Below are 18,601 nucleotides of genomic sequence, written 5' to 3' on the forward strand. Positions count from 1 at the left end.
ATGATTCTAACATTAACTTTAAATCCTTCAGTTGATATCTCTTACCCATTAGAACAGTTTCATCTAGATACTGTGAATAGAGTTAAAAAGACGAGTAAAACTGCTGGAGGAAAAGGATTAAATGTAACACGTGTATTATCAGAATTTGGCGAAAATGTGTTAGCAAGTGGCTTTTTAGGTGGCGCATTAGGTCAATTTATTGAAGAACAATTAATGGATGCTCAAATTGAACAGTCTTTCTTCAAAATAAAAGGAGAAACGCGAAATTGTATCGCTATTCTACATGAAGGACAACAAACTGAAATACTCGAACAAGGACCAACTATTGACAAGAGAGAAGCAGACAGCTATAAAGCACATCTTTTAGAACTATTTAAAAAAGCCAATGTTATAGCGATGTCTGGCAGTTTACCTAAAGGTCTTAATACCAATTACTACGCTGATATTGTGAAATTAGCAAATGAACAAGGGCTACCCACGATTTTAGATAGTTCTGGTCAATCATTAATGGATGTATTGTTGAGCGAAAGTAAGCCTTCAGTGATAAAACCTAATATTGATGAATTATCTCAATTATTACACACTACTGTCACTACAGATATCGATAGTTTAAAAGAAGCGGTTACTCAACCCATCTTCAAAGGTATTGAATGGATTATTGTTTCTTTAGGTGGCGATGGCGCTTTCGCTAAACATCATCAAACATTTTATAAAGTAAATATCCCAAAAATAGAAGTCGTTAATCCTGTAGGGTCTGGTGATTCTACAGTGGCAGGTATTGCATCAGGTCTTGTTCATCAACAATCCGATGAAGATTTACTGAAAAAAGCGAATGCATTTGGAATGTTAAATGCAATGGAGCATCAAACAGGTCATATCAATGTAGATAAATTTAAAGAACTATTCAAACAAATTGAAGTTATAGAGGTGTAATTCATGACAAAATCACAACAAAAACTAGCATCAATCGAACAATTAAGTAATCAAGATGGGATTATTTCAGCTTTAGCATTTGATCAACGTGGGGCATTAAAAAGAATGATGGCTGAACATCAAACAGAACCTCCTACAGTTGAACAAATCGAACAATTAAAAGTACTTGTATCAGAAGAGTTAACACAATATGCATCTTCTATTCTTTTAGATCCTGAATATGGCTTACCTGCTTCTGATGCACGTAATAAAGAGTGTGGTTTATTACTTGCATATGAAAAAACTGGATATGACGTGAATGCAAAAGGTCGTTTACCAGATTGCTTAGTAGAATGGTCTGCTAAACGTTTAAAAGAACAGGGTGCCAATGCAGTTAAATTCTTACTTTATTATGATGTAGATGATTCAGAAGAGATTAACATTCAAAAGAAAGCTTATATTGAACGAATTGGTTCAGAATGTGTTGCTGAAGACATTCCATTTTTCTTAGAAGTGTTAACTTATGATGATAATATTCCAGATAATAAAAGTGCTGAATTTGCAAAAGTAAAACCTCGTAAAGTAAATGAAGCAATGAAGTTATTCTCAGAAGATCGATTCAATGTTGATGTACTTAAAGTTGAAGTACCCGTAAATATGAATTTTGTCGAAGGATTTACAGAGGGTGAAGTTGTATACACAAAAGAAGAAGCAGCACAACATTTCCGTGATCAAGATGCAGCGACACATTTACCTTATATTTATTTAAGTGCTGGTGTATCAGCTGAATTATTCCAAGACACATTAACATTTGCTCATGATGCAGGTGCACATTTCAATGGTGTGTTATGTGGACGTGCGACATGGTCTGGTGCAGTTAAAGTTTATATTGAACAAGGAGAACAAGCTGCAAGAGAATGGTTACGTACAACTGGATATAAAAACATTGATGATTTAAATAAAGTACTAAAAACAACTGCAACATCTTGGAAAGCAAAATAACTTAGGGGAGGTTATTCATATGAACAGAGAAGAAGTACAATTACTTGGTTTTGAAATTGTCGCATATGCAGGAGATGCACGTTCAAAATTATTAGAGGCTTTAAACGCTGCTAATGAAGGTGATTTTGAAAAAGCTGAACAACTTACTGAGGAAGCAAATGAATGTATTGCAAATGCACATAAAGCTCAAACAAACTTATTAGCTCAAGAAGCGCAAGGTGATGACATTGCATTTAGTATTACAATGATTCACGGACAAGACCATTTAATGACAACGTTATTATTAAAAGATTTAATGAAGCATTTAATTGAATTATACAAAAAAGGGAGCTGACCCCTATGAATAAGTTAATAGCATGGATAGAAAAAGGAAAGCCGTTCTTTGAAAAAATATCCCGTAATATTTATTTAAGAGCGATTCGTGATGGATTTATTGCAGCAATTCCAATTATCTTGTTCTCAAGTATATTTATTTTAATCACATATGTACCTAACGTGTTTGGCTTTACTTGGAGTAAAACGATGGAAGGTATATTGATGAAACCATATAACTATACCATGGGAATTGTTGGTTTGATTGTAGCTGGAACAACAGCTAAGTCTTTAACCGATTCCTACAACAGGAAATTAGATAAAACCAATCAAATTAACTTTATTTCTACAATGATGGCTGCGATGTGTGGATTTTTATTCTTAGCAGCAGATCCAATTAAAGAAGGTGGATTTTTAAGTGCATTTATGGGTACAAAAGGATTATTAACAGCCTTTATTTCAGCCTTTATTACCGTAATTGTTTATAATTTCTTTATTAAAAGAAATATTACAATAAAAATGCCTAAAGAAGTACCACCAAATATTTCCCAGGTATTTAAAGATATCTTCCCGTTGTCAGCGGTTATTATCATTATTTATGCATTAGATTTATTATCAAGAACATTTATTCATACAAATGTAGCGAACGCCGTATTAAAAATCTTTGAACCATTATTTACTGCGGCAGATGGCTGGATTGGTGTCACACTTATCTTCGGTGCTTTCGCATTCTTCTGGTTTGTAGGTATACATGGTCCATCTATTGTTGAACCAGCAATCGCTGCAATTACTTATGCAAATCTTGAAACAAACTTAAATTTGATTCAAGCAGGAGAACATGCAGATAAAATTATTACACCTGGTACACAAATGTTCGTTGCAACTATGGGGGGTACCGGTGCTACATTAGTCGTACCATTTATGTTTATGTGGTTAACTAAATCAAAAAGAAATAAAGCCATTGGTAGAGCATCGGTTGTACCAACATTCTTTGGAGTAAATGAACCAATTTTATTTGGTGCACCACTCGTATTAAATCCAGTATTTTTCATACCATTTATTTTTGCACCAATAGTAAACGTATGGATCTTTAAATTCTTTGTTGATGTACTTAAAATGAATAGTTTTAGCATCTTCTTACCATGGACGACACCAGGGCCTCTTGGTATTGTGATGGGTACAGGCTTTGCTTTTTGGTCATTTGTGTTAGCGATTGTATTAATCGTAGTTGACGTTATGATTTATTATCCATTTTTAAAAGTATATGATGAACAAATTCTTGAAGAAGAACGAGGCAATAAAGAAGTAAATAATGAATTAAAAGAAAAAGTATCAGCAAACTTTGATACGAAAAAAGCAGATGCAATTTTAGCAACTGCTGGTGCAAATGAAGCGACAACAACTGAACCAGCACCTTCCGATGAGGAAGTATCGGCTAAAGAGTCATCAAATTCAATTAACGAACAAACTAACGTTTTAGTCTTATGTGCCGGTGGCGGTACAAGTGGATTACTTGCAAATGCGTTAAACAAGGCTGCTGAAGAATATCAGGTACCTGTAAAAGCGGCAGCTGGTGGTTATGGTGCACATATGGATATTATGAAAGACTATCAATTAATTATTTTAGCGCCTCAAGTTGCTTCTAACTATGAAGATATAAAACAAGATACAGATCGATTAGGTATTAAATTAGCAAAAACTCAAGGTGTTGAATACATTAACTTAACTCGTGATGGCAAAGCAGCATTAGACTTCGTTCAACAACAATTTGAAAAATAATTAGGAGATGAAAGTATAATGAAAAAATTACCAGAAGATTTTATTTTCGGTGGTGCAACAGCAGCTTATCAAGCAGAAGGTGCGACTCAAACAGACGGAAAAGGTCGTGTAGCCTGGGACACTTATCTAGAAGAAAACTATTGGTATACAGCTGAACCTGCAAGTGACTTTTATCATAAATATCCAGTTGATTTAGAATTAAGTGAAAAATTTGGTGTTAATGGTATCCGTATATCTATCGCGTGGTCAAGAATTTTTCCAACAGGTTATGGAGAAGTTAATCAAAAAGGTGTAGAATTCTATCACAATTTATTTAAAGAGTGTCATAAACGACACGTTGAACCGTTTGTTACATTACATCATTTTGATACTCCAGAAACACTTCACAGTGATGGAGATTTCTTAAACCGTAAAACGATTGATTATTTTGTAGACTATGCAAAATTCTGCTTTGAAGAATTTACTGAAGTCAACTATTGGACTACTTTTAATGAAATTGGTCCTATTGGTGATGGCCAGTATTTAGTCGGTAAATTCCCACCAGGAATTAAATATGATTTTGCAAAAGTATTCCAATCTCATCATAATATGATGGTCGCACATGCAAAAGCAGTTAAATTATTTAAAGATAATGGATATAATGGGGAAATTGGAGTAGTTCATGCATTACCAACTAAGTATCCATATGATCCTTCAAATCCGGAAGATGTAAGAGCAGCAGAACTTGAAGATATTATTCATAATAAATTTATCTTAGATGCAACATATTTAGGAAAATATTCTCGTGAAACTATGGAAGGTGTACAACATATTCTTTCTGTCAATGGCGGTAAATTAGATATTACCGATGAAGATTATGCTACATTAGATGCTGCAAAAGATTTAAATGACTTCTTAGGTATCAATTACTATATGAGTGATTGGATGAGAGGATATGAAGGAGAATCAGAAATTACACACAATGCTACTGGAGATAAAGGTGGCTCTAAGTATCAACTTAAAGGTGTAGGACAACGTGAATTTGACATAGATGTTCCTCGTACTGATTGGGATTGGATGATTTATCCACAAGGTCTTTATGATCAAATTATGCGTGTTATAAAAGATTATCCTAACTATCACAAAATTTATGTTACTGAAAACGGACTTGGTTATAAAGATGAATTCGACGAAGAACGTAAGACAGTTGATGATGATGCACGTATCGACTATGTTAAAAAACATCTTGAAGTCATTGCTGATGCGATACGTGATGGTGCCAATGTAAAAGGCTATTTCTTATGGTCACTTATGGATGTGTTCTCATGGTCTAATGGTTATGAAAAACGTTACGGTCTATTCTACGTTGATTTTGACACACAAGAACGTTATCCGAAAAAAAGTGCATATTGGTATAAAGCATTAGCTGAATCTAAAGAAATTAAGTAATTTTATAAATTTGACAGGACAGAAATGAAAATTTCTGTCCTGTTTCTTATTTTATTGAGATACTAGTATTAAAGAAATAAGGAGTATAATTTTGTCGCACATTTTATGGGGGACTTATCTTTCATGTATTTTATGAAAAATGATGGTAATCTTTCACCATTTCCGCCACTAAAAAAGAAATCAATATTGCTAGAACATATAATAGCGTTCTTAATTTAAATGAAAAGGTGAATGAAATTCAAGTTGATCAAAATGGCAAACCAAACAAAATGAGTGAAGGTTTTAAAAAGTTACATGGATTAAAAAGTATTTATAAAGGTAAATAAATAAAATTTAAGCGCGTTCAAAATAATGACTCTCCTAATTATCTAGACAAGCCTGAGCTATAAGTTCAATTAATTTAGTACGATGAGTATGTCCGTATACATTAGGAAGAATCATGATTTCATCGACTTCAAATTCGTTTTGTAATTGTATTAACTGCTGAGCTACTTCATGTGGTAAGCCACTAATCATTCGACGTTTATTTTTTTCTATTTTTTCTTGATCTCTTTCAGAATAATGGCGTTGCTGTGCTGTTTCAATAGAAGGATATACTTTAGGTTGTTTAAGATAGTTAATACGTATTAACCACAAATTTAATGCATCTAATAATTGCTTAATCATTAATTCATTTTCTGCCGTAACGACAAAAGTAGCTAAAATAATATAGGGTGAATGCGAATGACCATGATACTCTGTAAAACGCGATTTATAATGTTGAATGACATGTGTTAAATTTGCGTGCGATTGACCCATATGAGCAATCACAAAAGGTAAGCCTTTTTTTGCGGCAAGCTCAGCACTTTGTTCACTCATTCCTAAAATAAACATCTCAGGTGAATGCTCTGTGTATGGAGTGGCTTCTAAAGTTTTGAAACGATGTGAATGAATAGTGTCATTCGTAAAGTATTTGTTCAAATCATCTATTTGTTGAGATAGTTTGGGTTTTTGAGTTTTAAATTCATTTAGCGCTTCGTTTACATTTTTGAAGCTAGGAGATCGCCCAATTCCCATATCAATTCGGCCAGGATGTTTGACTTCCATAATTTTAAATTGTTCTGCAACTTTGTAAGCACTATAATGGGGGAGCATCACACCGCCACTTCCAATATGAATAGAGTGTGTATGTTCAAGTAACATAGCCATTACGATTTCAGGAGCGCTTGATACAACAGAAGGAACTTGATGATGTTCTGCTACCCAATAACGTGCATAACCAAGTTTCTCTGATAGTTGAGCAAGTTCAATTGAATGATTTAAAGCTTCTTGTGGTGTATCACCTTCAAAGAGTGGTACATAGTCTAAGATACTTAATTTCAAGTTTAAGACCTCACTTTGCTTGGTATAATAAAGTATTAAGTGTTATCATACTAGACATTATAAAGTGAAAGCAGTTGAATTGCGATAAAATTGTTTGTGATATGACACTGTTTTTGAATACTGAAAGGAGTCTTTTATAATGAATAATGAGCAAGTTTTATTAGCAAAATATCCTGAAGGTATGCCCCAAGATGATACATTTAAATATGAAAATATTGACATAGTTGATCCGAAAGAAAATGAAATTCAAATTGAATCTTTATATATATCTGTCGATCCATATATGCGTGGAAGAATGACTCAAGCTGATTCTTATGTGGAGCCTTTTAAAATTGGCGAACCTATTCAAAGTCACATTGTAGGCAAAATTATTAAATCAAATTCTGAAAAATTTAATGAAGATGACATTATTGTAGGTATGTTACCATGGAAGCGTATTAATACAGTAAATGAAGAGAATGTAAGTAAAATATCTAATACAGATGTACCACTTTATTTATATTTAAGTACGTTAGGTATGACAGGTCAAACAGCTTATCACGGTTTATTAGAGATTGGTCAACCAAAAGAAGGCGACACTGTAGTAGTTTCAGCAGCTTCTGGTGCAGTAGGTGCTGTGGTTGGTCAAATTGCTAAAATCAAAGGTGCTACAGTAGTAGGTATAGCTGGTGGAGATAAAAAAGTGAATTATCTAACAGAAGAATTGGGTTTTGATGCAGGCATTGATTATAAAAAGGATGATTTTGCAGAAGCATTAGCAAAAGCCGTACCGAATGGCGTAGATGTTTATTTTGAAAATGTAGGTGGCACAATAGCCGATGAAGTTATGAAACATCTCAACCGTCATGCACGTATTCCTGTTTGCGGTACGATTTCTAATTATAATAATACTGAACAAGAAAAAGGTCCACGTGTACAAAGCACATTAATTAAACATCAAGCACTGATGCGTGGTTTCTTGGTAGCGGAATTTTCCGATGACTTTGAACATGCAAGTAAAGAACTGGCAACGTGGATACAAGAAGGAAAAATTAAAACAAAAGTATCTATAGAAGAAGGATTTGAATATTTACCAAAAGCGTTCAGAAACTTATTTACAGGTGAAAACTTTGGCAAACAGATCGTTAAAGTGTCAGAGAATGTATAATTTAAAATTCAGTAAAAGGTAGGTATATACTTATGAAAGCTATAGGATTTAAACAACCATTTAAATTAGAAGAAGGAAATGTATTTGAACCATTTGAATTAGATATGCCCCAGCCATCTTCTAGAGAGTTGCTTGTTAAAATACAAAGTATAAGTGTAAATCCGGTTGATACAAAACAACGCCTTACTGAAGTTAAAAATTCTCCGAGAATTTTAGGTTTTGATGCAGTAGGGACGGTTCAAAAAACTGGAATAGAGGTTACAATGTTTAAGGAAGGCGATATTGTATTTTATTCTGGTGCGCCTAATCAACATGGTTCAAATCAGGAATATCAACTTATTGATGAACGATTAGTCGCAAAAGCACCTAAAAATCTTTCGGCAGAACAAGCTGCTAGTCTTCCGTTAACTGGTATTACAGCGTCAGAAACTTTATTTGATGTGTTTAAAATTTCAGAGAATCCAAATCAAAATAAAGGGAAAACATTACTTATTATCAATGGCGCAGGTGGTGTTGGAAGCATTACGACTCAAATTGCTAAGGCATATGGTCTAAAAGTCATTACAACTGCGTCACGTCAAGAAACAATCGATTGGTCAAAAAAGATGGGTGCAGATATCGTACTCAATCATAAAGAAGATTTAAAATCTCAATTAGAACAACAGCACATTGAAGCGGTAGATTTCGTATTTTGCACGTTTGATACAGACATGTATTATGAAACAATGATAGATATAGTGAAACCAAGAGGACATGTTGCTACGATTGTAGCTTTTAAAGGATCACAAGATTTAAATTTATTAAAAACAAAAAGTGTTTCCTTTACACATGAATTTATGTTTACAAGACCTATTTTTCAAACAGAAGACATGATTAAACATCATTATTATTTAGAGGATATTGCTAAAAAAATTGAGAATGGTACGTATCAAAATACAACGACAAAAGTCATCAATGGCTTAACAGCAGAACATTTATATGAAGCACATCAAATATTAGAATCCAATTCCATGATAGGAAAACTTGTTATAAATGTAGAAGAATAGAGAATGATTTAACACCTCTTAGTGTCTATAAATAAAACATTAAGAGGCGTTTTTATTATTTTATAATATATCAATTTGATTAATTATAAAAATTCCAATATATCGTTAGATATAACATGAATAGGGTATAGAATTTCTAACTATCAGAAAGGAGAATAATATAATGCGAAAAAAATCTATAAGCATTGTATTTTGGATTGCATTAGCTATCTGTACATTATTTGTAGTGTATGGAGCGATATTACCTAAGCAATTAGAAGCAATCACGCAAAATATTACATCGTTTATTGCAGTTAATTTTTCTTGGTATTATCTTTTACTAGTTTTAATTATATTTTTTATTTGCGTATACTTATTATTTTCAAGATATGCATCCATTACGTTAGGTGTGGAAGGAGAAGAGCCAGAATTTTCATTACTTTCTTGGTTTGCTATGTTGTTCAGTGCAGGAATGGGAATAGGATTAGTGTTTTGGACTACAGCTGAGCCAGTTAGTCATGCCTATAAAGCAACGCCTATACATAAAATTGGTACACAAGCAGCAATTAATGATGCGTTCCAGTTTGCTTTCTTCCATTGGGGAATTCATGCGTGGGCAGTGTATAGCATTGTTGCATTAGTTTTTGCTTATTTTAATTTTCATAAAGGGTATCCAGGTTTAGTAAGCGCAACGCTTGTTCCAATTTTTGGAGAAAAAAGAATGAGAGGACCAATCGGAAGTGCTATAGATGTTTTAGCTGTTATTGCAACGGTTACAGGTGTAGCAGCTACCTTAGGTTTTGGTGCTTTACAAATTAATGAAGGTCTTCACTACTTGTTTAAAGTACCGAGTCATTTCGGCACACAAGTCATCATTATTATTATTGCAACTATTTTATTTAGTTGGTCTGCATGGTCCGGAATTGATAAGGGAATAAAAACTTTAAGTAATATTAATATGATTTTAGCTTTTATTGTATTAATAGGATTATTTCTAGTAGGACCTACTTTATATATTTTAAATACATTTACTAACGGATTAGGAAATTATATTTTTAATTTCTTTAGTATGAGTTTGCGTATTCCAATGGATGGTGGCGCAAAATTTCAATGGGTACAAAATTGGACTATATTTTACTGGGCATGGTGGGTGTCTTGGGCACCATTTGTAGGAATATTCATTGCACGTGTATCACGTGGTAGAACAATTAAAGAATTTATTTTAGGAGTGTTATTTGCTCCAGCTCTTGTATCTTTCTTTTTCTTTGCAGTGTTCGGAGGAGCAGCAGTGTATCTTCAGCATAGTGGAATTGCTAATATTGCTAAAGAAGCAGCAGAAACTGCAACATTTGCCACTTTAGAGCATTTTCCATTGGGATTTGTATTAAGTATTGTTACTTTAATCGTTGTTATGATTTTCTTTGTAACTTCTGCAGATTCGGCTACTTATGTACTTGGAATGTTAAGTAGTAAAGGAGATATTAATCCTAACGCTTTCGTTAAAGTAAGTTGGGGTATTATTATGGCCTTATTTGCGATGATAATGATTTACACCGGAGGAACACAAGCAATTCAGAACTTATTAATTATTGCAGCACTCCCATTTTCCGTAGTTATTATTCTTATGATATGGTCTTTATTTAAAACGTTGAGTTCAGATCATCCGCGGGTATCAAAGAAAGATGTTTTAATGAAAAAAGATAATTTAAAATACAAAAAAACGAATAATATAAAAAAACGAAAATAATTATGAAAAACAGGTTTTTATTGTGTTAAATTTGGGAATATTTAATCTAGAAGGTAAACTTTAATAAATTTAAAAAAATTAAATAAAAAATTTTAATGTTAACGTTTTAAAAAATTTTTAAAGGGTACTTAAATTTTATAATTAAATAATTTCAACAATGACTAAGGAGGTGTGTTTAGAGGTGCATAGATTTAAAAACTTTATCCTTGGCCTATTAATAGTTGCGATTGTTGGTTTCTTATTGTTTATGTACATAGATGATAGTCGTATTAAGCGTTATCAAGACTATTTCTTACAATTCAATTGGTTCCAACCACTATTAATTGGTTTATCTGCTTTACTCGTATTAATTGGTATTATATTGGTATTTAGCATCTTTAAACCAACATATAGAAAACCAGGTCTTTATAAAGATTATAATGATGGACATATTTATGTATCACGTAAAGCAGTCGAAAAGTCTGCATACGATACATTAACTAAATACGATGAAATCAGACAACCAAACGTGGTTACTAAACTTTACAATAAGAAAAACAATTCTTACATTGATATTAAAGCTGATTTCTTAGTACCTAATGATGTGCAAGTAAAATCATTAACTGAAAGCATTAGATCTGACATTAAACATAATGTTGAGCATTTTACTGAAATGCCTGTTAGAAAATTAGAAATTAATGTTAGAGATCAAAAATCTGCCGGACAACGCGTACTATAAGGGAGGGATAACATGGCTGATAATAATCAAAATAGTCAAGATTCTACTCAACAAATTATCGACTTCCTAAAGTCGTATAAATGGCGAATTATAGGTTTCTTTGCATTCTTAATTATTGCAATCTTATTCCTGACTTTAGGGTTCTGGAAAACAATTTTAATTATTGTTTTATGTTTAATCGGAATTGGCGTTGGGTATATGAAAGACCGTACGCAAGATTTCATGAACTTCTTAAATCGATGGAGTTAACATTCATTATTTAAGAATTCATATAAATTAAAAAATTAAGTATTAAAAATTAAATTTTATTTAAAAAGGAGAATTCACATGGCTGTAGATAATAACAAAGCTAAACAAGCGTATAATAACCAAACTGGAGTAAATGAAAAAGAAAGAGAAGAACGTCAAGAACAAGCACAACAATACAGAGAAGAACGTCAAAATAATCAACAACATTTTGAAAATAAATTAACGTTCTCTGATGAAGTTATCGAAAAAATTGCTGGTATCGCTGCTCGTGAAGTAAGAGGTATCTTAGATATGAAAGGCGGATTCACTGACAGTATTTCTAGTGCATTCTCAAGCGGTAACAACGTAACACAAGGTGTTTCTGTTGAAGTTGGTGAAAAACAAGCGGCTGTAGACTTAAAAGTCATCTTAGAATATGGTGAATCAGCTCCAAAAATCTTCCGTAAAGTAACTGACTTAGTTAAAGAACAAGTTAAATACATTACTGGTTTAGATGTTGTTGAAGTTAACATGCAAGTTGACGACGTAATGACTAAAAAAGAATGGGCACAAAAAAACCAAAAAAATAACAACAACAATAACAATAATAACAACAACAATAATTTCGAAAGATCAGATTTACAATAATCTTATTGAAAAAAGACCTTGGAATGTTCCAAGGTCTTTTTATAGTTAATATCATTTTTTAACAAGAGACGGAATAACATTCAAATTGAATGTTATTCCGCTTCTTAATTTTAATGTAGTGGGTTATTAACTTTAATATAAGTGTAATGATGTGCTTCATCTTCTAAACGCATAGTGGTTACACATTTATAATCAATTGTTGCAGCAAATAAAGTATGAGTAATCTTTTGCATACGTTCTGTATCAACATCAGTCAACTTAGCTAATATATCTTGAATAATATGACTGATATGATGCCACATTATTTTTTCAAAATTTATATTTTCTACTTTTTCAGTAATTGTTAATATTAATTCAGCTAGATGATTTTGAACAGTTGAATAGAATACTTTATTAAAAACAGAGGTAGTAGATTGAGTAAGAATTCTAGATTTCTTATGGAAATGTGATGTTTTATACCCCATTTGGTTTAATTGAGTTTCATCAATACGTAATCCTTCGAAATCTCGAATATAGATTTTACTTAAACAACCATCTTGATTAAATGTAGCAATAGAATTTTGTAAATGTGCCTCTAGTGCGATTCCATATTTTACATATAGTGGAATAACTAGTCCTAATAATTGAGTCGCATAATCTTGAATCCATGCATAAGCCGCTTTTTCAAATGTCTTAAATTGATGTGTATGTTGATATCGTTTTATTAAGCTTTCAATCGGCGGTTCAGTATTGTTTGGATAATAAGCAACAAGACTAGACGGTATGACAGGTATTGTATCTTCTTCGATTAATGTATAAATATTTTCTCTAAATAATGTTCCCAGTTGTTCACTACGTTCAGTTTGGATTGTTGAATGATCTTTAGAATTATAAAAATGAATGCCAGCAATTTCATCTAAGGTTTCTATGCGATAAGGTTGAAAATCAGTGTCGTTTTTTAAAATATCATTCACAATTTTAGTAACTAAAGGTCCATTATGCGTTGTTTGTTCAGAAAGCGTACGTATTTCCCCAGTAATATGAACATTTGTAGAAAGTTTAATATGCGGGAATAGTTTAGGATATTTTGGCATTAATGTTCTGAATGATAAGCCAGCATAATAAGGTAAGGTCATATCAATAGGAATAATAAGTTGTTCATCTAGTTCTTGTTGATATTGACTAAGTAAAATATGTTCGAATTGCCAAGGATGGACAACCATTAAATGATAATCTTCAATTCTTATATCATTATATTTATTTAAAAGGTGAGTAAATAATTTATGAAAAGATTGTTGAAGCATATCATTATAGGTTGAAGATAAGGATTGAACATTTGCTATACTATTATGTATGAATACACATTTTAACTGGATTTCTTGACCGTATTCTGAACTATAATGAATATTCTCTTTAGCACTCATCCCTTTACGAAGCTTTGCGCCTGGATGAAGGGGATGACCTTCTATAACTGATTGTTCCGAACGTAAATAACTATCGTCACTTTTTGCAATTAATTCCCATAAAGGCTCGTAGTTTGAATGCATATGTTTAGCTTGATAACTTAGTGCCAGAATCATATTAGCAGCACTATTATTTAAATCTTCTCTAAATTGTTCACTAGCAGCGTTATCAAGTTTTGGCTCTTCAGCTAAAATTAAATCTAGAATATCATTTGGATGTTGGATTCTTTCATATTCATGATTATGATGTTTTAAGATATAAAAGGGGCCTTCCACATCTATCCGGTCGAAGGCATATCTCCCTTTTATTTGACTGTAAATATCGATATTTGATTTTGGAAAATGAATACATAATACGTCTTTATCTTTAGAAAACATAGATACGGTTAATTTGTTAGGTCTAATAATCTGACTATTATCTTTAGCGTGTATTAAGTTTTCACGATATAAAGATGTAATAAGACGTTGAGAAATTTTATCTCTACCTATTAAAATATATTGTTTAAAATGATCGATTAAATCAGGATAAAATTCATTTAAATATGTATAAACATCATATTCTTCATTAGTAAGTTGTAAGTTATGATTATTAATGGTTGTATTTTTATTCATATAACACCTCATCCACATTCTACAAAATTATAAATAGTTTGTATAATATCTAACTCTAAAATTAAACCTTTTTAAAAGATAGTTTAAATTTAAGACACAATATTTTAATAAATTCTAAGTTCATGTCATTGCTAGTAACCTTAATTAAATTTATAATTATTAAACTAGTTAAACTTAATTATGAAAACGAATGATAAGGCGGAGGATTTAAAAATGTTAAACGAGTGGAAGCATGCAGATCGAAATATGCAATATAGAGTAGTAAATGCTCTAATAAAGGAAAATATATGGACTCATTCAACTACCATTTTTAAAGAAAATCATTATATAACGATTGAGTTTGAACAAGTGCTTCTAAACGTTCATTATAAATACGAAAGTGCATTATCTCGATATGAATTTGATGGGCCAATAATATATATGAATCATCAACATAAAGAATCAGTGGATAGTCTAGAAAACCTATTAGACATACTAGTAACAGACTTTCATATTGATATCCCATTCCATTTAAGAAGTGAACTTATTCATAGCAGAGATAGTTTTATTGAAGTATATAAAGAATTTGATACACGTCATGAGTATCTTCAAAGACATGATAAATATATAAATGACTCAGAACGATTAAATTTTTTTACTTGGCTAGAAAAGTTGAAAAAAAATAATGATATAGATGACGTACTATATTCTGAAAGCTTAATATTTGAAGGTCATCCTACACATCCACTTACTAAAACAAAATTACCTTTATCAATGGAAGAAGTGAGAACCTATTCGCCAGAATTTGAAAAGATTATTAATTTGAAAGTGATGTTAATACATAATGAGTATGTAAATGTTACAACCATTCTTGATCATTCTCAGTTTATTTTAAATGAGGTTATTCCTGAATATCTTGATGTATTACATACATTCATGAATAATAGAGAACGTTTGCTTAAAGACTATAAAGTCATTTTAGTTCACCCATGGCAATATGAACATACTATTCGTAATAAATTTAAGGAGTGGCTACAAAATCATATTTTGATATCTACTCCATTTCATGTTCCATCTAAAGCAACATCTTCTTTTAGAACAATGTCGCTAATTAATCATCCTTATCATGTGAAATTACCAGTCAATGTTCAAGCTACTAGTGCAGTTAGGACAGTATCTCCAGAAACAACAATTGATGGACCCAAATTAAGTCAAGCATTACATCGTGAATTAAATCAGTATACACAATTAGATGTTGCACTTGAGCCCTATGGTTTATTTGCTAAAACAGATAGTGACGATGCTAGACAACTTGCTTGTATTATTCGTGAAAAGCCTTTTACAAAGGACGATGGTATTTTATTAGTTACAGGTGCTTTAGTAAATAAAAATGTAGTAGATAATGAAATCACCGTAGATAGTTACCTTAAATGGATTAATGATGACATCAATCAACATACCATTCATCAGTTTATGCGAAATTATACTCGTCAACTGGTAACACCTTTATTAGCTTTAATACAAGATTATGGTATAGCTTTAGAAGCACATATGCAAAATACACTAGTGCATTTAGGACCAAAGTATCAAATACAATTTATAGTGCGAGATCTCGGTGGCTCTCGAATAGATATTAAAACCCTAAGTCAAAGATTAAAGCATATAGAAGTGGAAAATAAAAGTTTACTTGCAGACTCAATTGAAGAAGTCATTATGAAATTTCAACACGCAGTCGTTCAAAATCAACTAGCAGAATTAATTTTTCATTTTAAAAAGTATGAATTTATAAAAGAAGAAGAACTTTTTAATATAATTCAAGAAGAAATAGAAGTAGCAATTAATGATACTAAGCCTCATGCAGATACATTAAGAAAAGTTTTATTTGGACCTACAATTACAGTAAAAGCATTGTTGAAAATGAGAATGAAAAAGAAAGTGAAAAAATATCTGAATATTAGTTTAGATAATCCAATAAAAAGAGAGGTGAATTAAGTGTCTCGTATTGTAATCAATTTATCAAAGATTGAATATAATGCACATGTATTAAAAATGTTGTTTGACAGCAAAAATATAGCCATGATACCTGTGATAAAAAGTATTGCTGGAGATGAACATATCATTAAACGATTAATGAAAGTAGGATTTAACTACTTTGCAGAATCTCGACTAGAAAATATTCCTCAGCAATTTACAAAAGATTGTCAATTTTTACTTTTGAGATCTCCTTTAAAGCATCAGTATGAAGATTTGATTAAAAAGAGTTACGTAAGTATTCAAACAGAAATGGCAACAATACATCAGTTAAATCATATTGCAAATGAAATGAGTAATCAACATCAAGTTATATTGATGGTCGATTGGAAAGATCAACGTGAAGGTGTATTACCTTATGATATAGTTGAATATATTCATGAAATAAAACTAATGAATAATATAAAACTTTTAGGTCTTGCATTTAATTTCATGTGTTTTAAGTCTAAAGCTCCAACATTAAATGATATCGACGAAATAAATCAATTTGTTCATCATGTACAATACGAAACAGGAGTATCATTTGAAGTTATTTCTGGAGGTAACTCAAGTATGCTTCCATTATTAAAACAATATGATTTAGGATGTATTAATGAGTTGAGAATAGGAGAAACATTATTTCGTGGTGTGGATACAACTACTAATCAAAATATACCCGAGTTATTTCAAAATGCAATATTACTTGAAGCGGAAATTATTGAAATTAAACCTAGGTATACGAAGACAAAAGAAAGTTACTTACAAGCTATTGTAAATGTGGGATATATTGATACTGTGATTGAAAAAATAAAACCACTCAATCATCGAATAGAAATTATGGGTGCTTCAAGTGATCATTTAATGATAGATTTAAAAGAAGAAATTAACTATAAAGTAGGAGATTGCATACCATTTTCATTAGAATACGAAGCGCTATCACAACTAATGTATCATCAGAGAATGGAAAAATATTATAGTGAAGAACATACTATTTCTCAACGTATTAACAATTTGAATCAATCAAAATATATCAACAACAAATAACGCATTATATAGAATCTGAGACATCAATAGTGTCTCAGATTTCTTTATGCGTTGGCGTTGGCAGTCAACGTTTTCGTGATGGGCCAACGAATTCAAAATAAATTCTGTGCCAATCTTTATTTTTATATTTTATTGACAATGATAATCGTTATCAATAAAATGAAGATATACCTCAATACATATTAAGGAGTGTCATCATGAAAAGAACAACAATTTTTGGAATTATTTCAATATTACTGATTTTAGTATTAACAACTGCATGTGGAAAGGTAAGTAACAATGGTTCAAATTCATCTAATCAAATTTCGTCATCTAAAGATATTATTGAGATTAAACATGATTTAGGAACAACTAAAGTACCTAAAGATGCTAAGAGAGTAGTAGCTTTAGAATTTTCATTTGTTGATGCATTAGTAGCTTTGGATGTTAAGCCTGTAGGAATAGCAGACGATAATAAAAAGAATAGAATAATTAAACCGTTAAGAGATAAAATTGGAAATTATACATCTGTTGGTACGCGTAAACAACCAAATTTAGAAGAAATAAGTAAATTAAAACCTGATTTAATTATTGCTGACAGTAATCGACATAAAGGAATTTATAAGGAATTAAGTAAAATTGCTCCAACAATAGAATTAAAAAGCTTCGACGGCGACTATAATGAAAATATCGGAGCGTTTAAAGTTATAGCTAAATCTCTTAATAAAGAGAAACAGGGTAAAAAACGTTTAGACGAACATAAGAAAAAAATAGCTCAATATAAACAAGAGATTCAATTTGATAAAAATGAAAAAGTACTTCCAGCTGTAGCTTCTAAGTCTGGGTTACTAGCGCATCCAAGTGAATCTTATGTGGGACAGTTATTAGGTGAATTAGGTTTTAAAGAAGCATTAAATAAAGATGTGACGAAAGGATTAAGTAAATATTTACAAGGACCTTATTTACAACTCAATTCAGAAACATTATCTGAAATCAATCCAGAACGCATGTTTATTATGACAAATGGTGCAAGTTCTAATGAACCTTCTTATCAAGAATTGAAAAAAGATCCTATTTGGAACAAACTTGATGCAGTTAAAAATCATAAAATAGATGTGGTTGATCGTGATACATGGGCCCGCGCACGTGGTTTAATCTCTTCAGAAGAAATGGCTAAAGAAATCGTAGAAATCTCAAAAAAAGATAGAAATAAATAGGATGGATTGA

The 18,601-nt window shown here is 31.4% G+C and carries 16 protein-coding genes and 1 pseudogene; 15 read left to right on the forward strand and 2 right to left on the reverse strand.

The features are described 5' to 3' along the window. The 6 genes and pseudogenes from HMPREF2578_RS01135 to HMPREF2578_RS11420 all read left to right on the forward strand — a co-directional run. On the forward strand, positions 1–933 hold the full coding sequence (locus HMPREF2578_RS01135; RefSeq protein ID WP_017174828.1) for a tagatose-6-phosphate kinase: 933 nt from the start codon (positions 1–3) through the stop codon (positions 931–933). 3 nt (positions 934–936) lie between these two features. Then, positions 937–1,914 (forward strand): tagatose-bisphosphate aldolase, encoded by a 978-nt coding sequence (gene lacD / locus HMPREF2578_RS01140; RefSeq protein WP_002448433.1) that lies wholly within the window; start codon positions 937–939, stop codon positions 1,912–1,914. 19 nt (positions 1,915–1,933) lie between these two features. Then, positions 1,934–2,248, forward strand: a complete 315-nt coding sequence (locus HMPREF2578_RS01145) for a PTS lactose/cellobiose transporter subunit IIA (RefSeq protein WP_017174827.1) — start codon at positions 1,934–1,936, stop codon at positions 2,246–2,248. Positions 2,249–2,253: 5 nt separating this feature from the next. Continuing rightward, the gene (locus tag HMPREF2578_RS01150; RefSeq protein ID WP_070508211.1) at positions 2,254–4,005 is read left to right on the forward strand and encodes a lactose-specific PTS transporter subunit EIIC; all 1,752 of its coding nucleotides are present in this window, start codon (positions 2,254–2,256) and stop codon (positions 4,003–4,005) included. 15 nt (positions 4,006–4,020) lie between these two features. Continuing rightward, complete coding sequence (gene lacG / locus HMPREF2578_RS01155; RefSeq protein WP_025987241.1) at positions 4,021–5,433, forward strand: 6-phospho-beta-galactosidase; 1,413 nt, start codon at positions 4,021–4,023, stop codon at positions 5,431–5,433. Positions 5,434–5,511: 78 nt separating this feature from the next. Beyond that, positions 5,512–5,756 (forward strand): annotated as a pseudogene (locus HMPREF2578_RS11420) (alpha/beta hydrolase); the annotation flags it as partial. A gap of 37 nt (positions 5,757–5,793) precedes the next feature. Here HMPREF2578_RS11420 and HMPREF2578_RS01160 read toward each other — a convergent pair. Further along, on the reverse strand, positions 5,794–6,795 hold the full coding sequence (locus HMPREF2578_RS01160; protein WP_070508212.1) for an LLM class flavin-dependent oxidoreductase: 1,002 nt from the start codon (positions 6,793–6,795) through the stop codon (positions 5,794–5,796). A gap of 139 nt (positions 6,796–6,934) precedes the next feature. On the opposite strand from HMPREF2578_RS01160, the gene HMPREF2578_RS01165 reads away from it, so the two are divergent. The 6 genes from HMPREF2578_RS01165 (at position 6,935) to HMPREF2578_RS01190 (ending at position 12,308) form a co-directional block, all read left to right on the forward strand. Next, complete coding sequence (locus tag HMPREF2578_RS01165) at positions 6,935–7,942, forward strand: NADP-dependent oxidoreductase (protein ID WP_019835195.1); 1,008 nt, start codon at positions 6,935–6,937, stop codon at positions 7,940–7,942. Positions 7,943–7,974: 32 nt separating this feature from the next. Then, a complete protein-coding gene (locus HMPREF2578_RS01170) occupies positions 7,975–8,988 on the forward strand; it encodes a zinc-binding alcohol dehydrogenase family protein (protein WP_017175378.1) in 1,014 nt (337 codons plus the stop codon). A gap of 163 nt (positions 8,989–9,151) precedes the next feature. Then, positions 9,152–10,714: a BCCT family transporter gene (locus HMPREF2578_RS01175; RefSeq protein ID WP_070508213.1), complete on the forward strand. Its 1,563-nt coding sequence runs from the start codon at positions 9,152–9,154 to the stop codon at positions 10,712–10,714. 181 nt (positions 10,715–10,895) lie between these two features. After that, positions 10,896–11,432 carry an alkaline shock response membrane anchor protein AmaP gene (gene amaP / locus HMPREF2578_RS01180; RefSeq protein ID WP_002448415.1) on the forward strand — a complete coding sequence of 179 codons (537 nt, stop codon included), beginning with the start codon at positions 10,896–10,898 and terminating at the stop codon, positions 11,430–11,432. A gap of 12 nt (positions 11,433–11,444) precedes the next feature. After that, positions 11,445–11,681 (forward strand): DUF2273 domain-containing protein, encoded by a 237-nt coding sequence (locus tag HMPREF2578_RS01185; RefSeq protein ID WP_002448488.1) that lies wholly within the window; start codon positions 11,445–11,447, stop codon positions 11,679–11,681. 78 nt (positions 11,682–11,759) lie between these two features. Continuing rightward, the gene (locus tag HMPREF2578_RS01190) at positions 11,760–12,308 is read left to right on the forward strand and encodes an Asp23/Gls24 family envelope stress response protein (protein WP_002448598.1); all 549 of its coding nucleotides are present in this window, start codon (positions 11,760–11,762) and stop codon (positions 12,306–12,308) included. A gap of 110 nt (positions 12,309–12,418) precedes the next feature. Here the strand turns inward: HMPREF2578_RS01190 and HMPREF2578_RS01195 are convergent, their stop codons facing one another. Continuing rightward, complete coding sequence (locus tag HMPREF2578_RS01195; protein ID WP_019835197.1) at positions 12,419–14,362, reverse strand: IucA/IucC family protein; 1,944 nt, start codon at positions 14,360–14,362, stop codon at positions 12,419–12,421. A gap of 213 nt (positions 14,363–14,575) precedes the next feature. On the opposite strand from HMPREF2578_RS01195, the gene HMPREF2578_RS01200 reads away from it, so the two are divergent. From HMPREF2578_RS01200 to HMPREF2578_RS01210, 3 genes are all read left to right on the forward strand, one after another. Beyond that, entirely contained in the window at positions 14,576–16,333 is a 1,758-nt protein-coding gene (locus tag HMPREF2578_RS01200) for an IucA/IucC family protein (protein ID WP_070508214.1), read from the forward strand. Further along, positions 16,334–17,395: an alanine racemase gene (locus tag HMPREF2578_RS01205; protein WP_070508215.1), complete on the forward strand. Its 1,062-nt coding sequence runs from the start codon at positions 16,334–16,336 to the stop codon at positions 17,393–17,395. A gap of 197 nt (positions 17,396–17,592) precedes the next feature. Then, complete coding sequence (locus tag HMPREF2578_RS01210) at positions 17,593–18,591, forward strand: ABC transporter substrate-binding protein (RefSeq protein WP_017175373.1); 999 nt, start codon at positions 17,593–17,595, stop codon at positions 18,589–18,591. The last annotated feature ends 10 nt before the right edge of the window (positions 18,592–18,601 follow it).

The sequence above is a fragment of the Staphylococcus sp. HMSC072H03 genome (assembly GCF_001809305.1).
GTDB lineage: Bacteria > Bacillota > Bacilli > Staphylococcales > Staphylococcaceae > Staphylococcus > Staphylococcus hominis.

What these genes read in the sequence shown, in the direction of transcription:
- HMPREF2578_RS01135 (WP_017174828.1), top strand. Translation starts at nt 1, where the DNA reads ATGATTCTAACATTAACTTTAAATCCTTCAGTTGATATCTCTTACCCA.
- lacD (WP_002448433.1), top strand. Translation starts at nt 937, where the DNA reads ATGACAAAATCACAACAAAAACTAGCATCAATCGAACAATTAAGTAAT.
- HMPREF2578_RS01145 (WP_017174827.1), top strand. Translation starts at nt 1,934, where the DNA reads ATGAACAGAGAAGAAGTACAATTACTTGGTTTTGAAATTGTCGCATAT.
- HMPREF2578_RS01150 (WP_070508211.1), top strand. Translation starts at nt 2,254, where the DNA reads ATGAATAAGTTAATAGCATGGATAGAAAAAGGAAAGCCGTTCTTTGAA.
- HMPREF2578_RS01165 (WP_019835195.1), top strand. Translation starts at nt 6,935, where the DNA reads ATGAATAATGAGCAAGTTTTATTAGCAAAATATCCTGAAGGTATGCCC.
- HMPREF2578_RS01170 (WP_017175378.1), top strand. Translation starts at nt 7,975, where the DNA reads ATGAAAGCTATAGGATTTAAACAACCATTTAAATTAGAAGAAGGAAAT.
- HMPREF2578_RS01175 (WP_070508213.1), top strand. Translation starts at nt 9,152, where the DNA reads ATGCGAAAAAAATCTATAAGCATTGTATTTTGGATTGCATTAGCTATC.
- HMPREF2578_RS01185 (WP_002448488.1), top strand. Translation starts at nt 11,445, where the DNA reads ATGGCTGATAATAATCAAAATAGTCAAGATTCTACTCAACAAATTATC.
- HMPREF2578_RS01190 (WP_002448598.1), top strand. Translation starts at nt 11,760, where the DNA reads ATGGCTGTAGATAATAACAAAGCTAAACAAGCGTATAATAACCAAACT.
- HMPREF2578_RS01195 (WP_019835197.1), bottom strand. Translation starts at nt 14,362, where the DNA reads ATGAATAAAAATACAACCATTAATAATCATAACTTACAACTTACTAAT.
- HMPREF2578_RS01200 (WP_070508214.1), top strand. Translation starts at nt 14,576, where the DNA reads ATGTTAAACGAGTGGAAGCATGCAGATCGAAATATGCAATATAGAGTA.
- HMPREF2578_RS01210 (WP_017175373.1), top strand. Translation starts at nt 17,593, where the DNA reads ATGAAAAGAACAACAATTTTTGGAATTATTTCAATATTACTGATTTTA.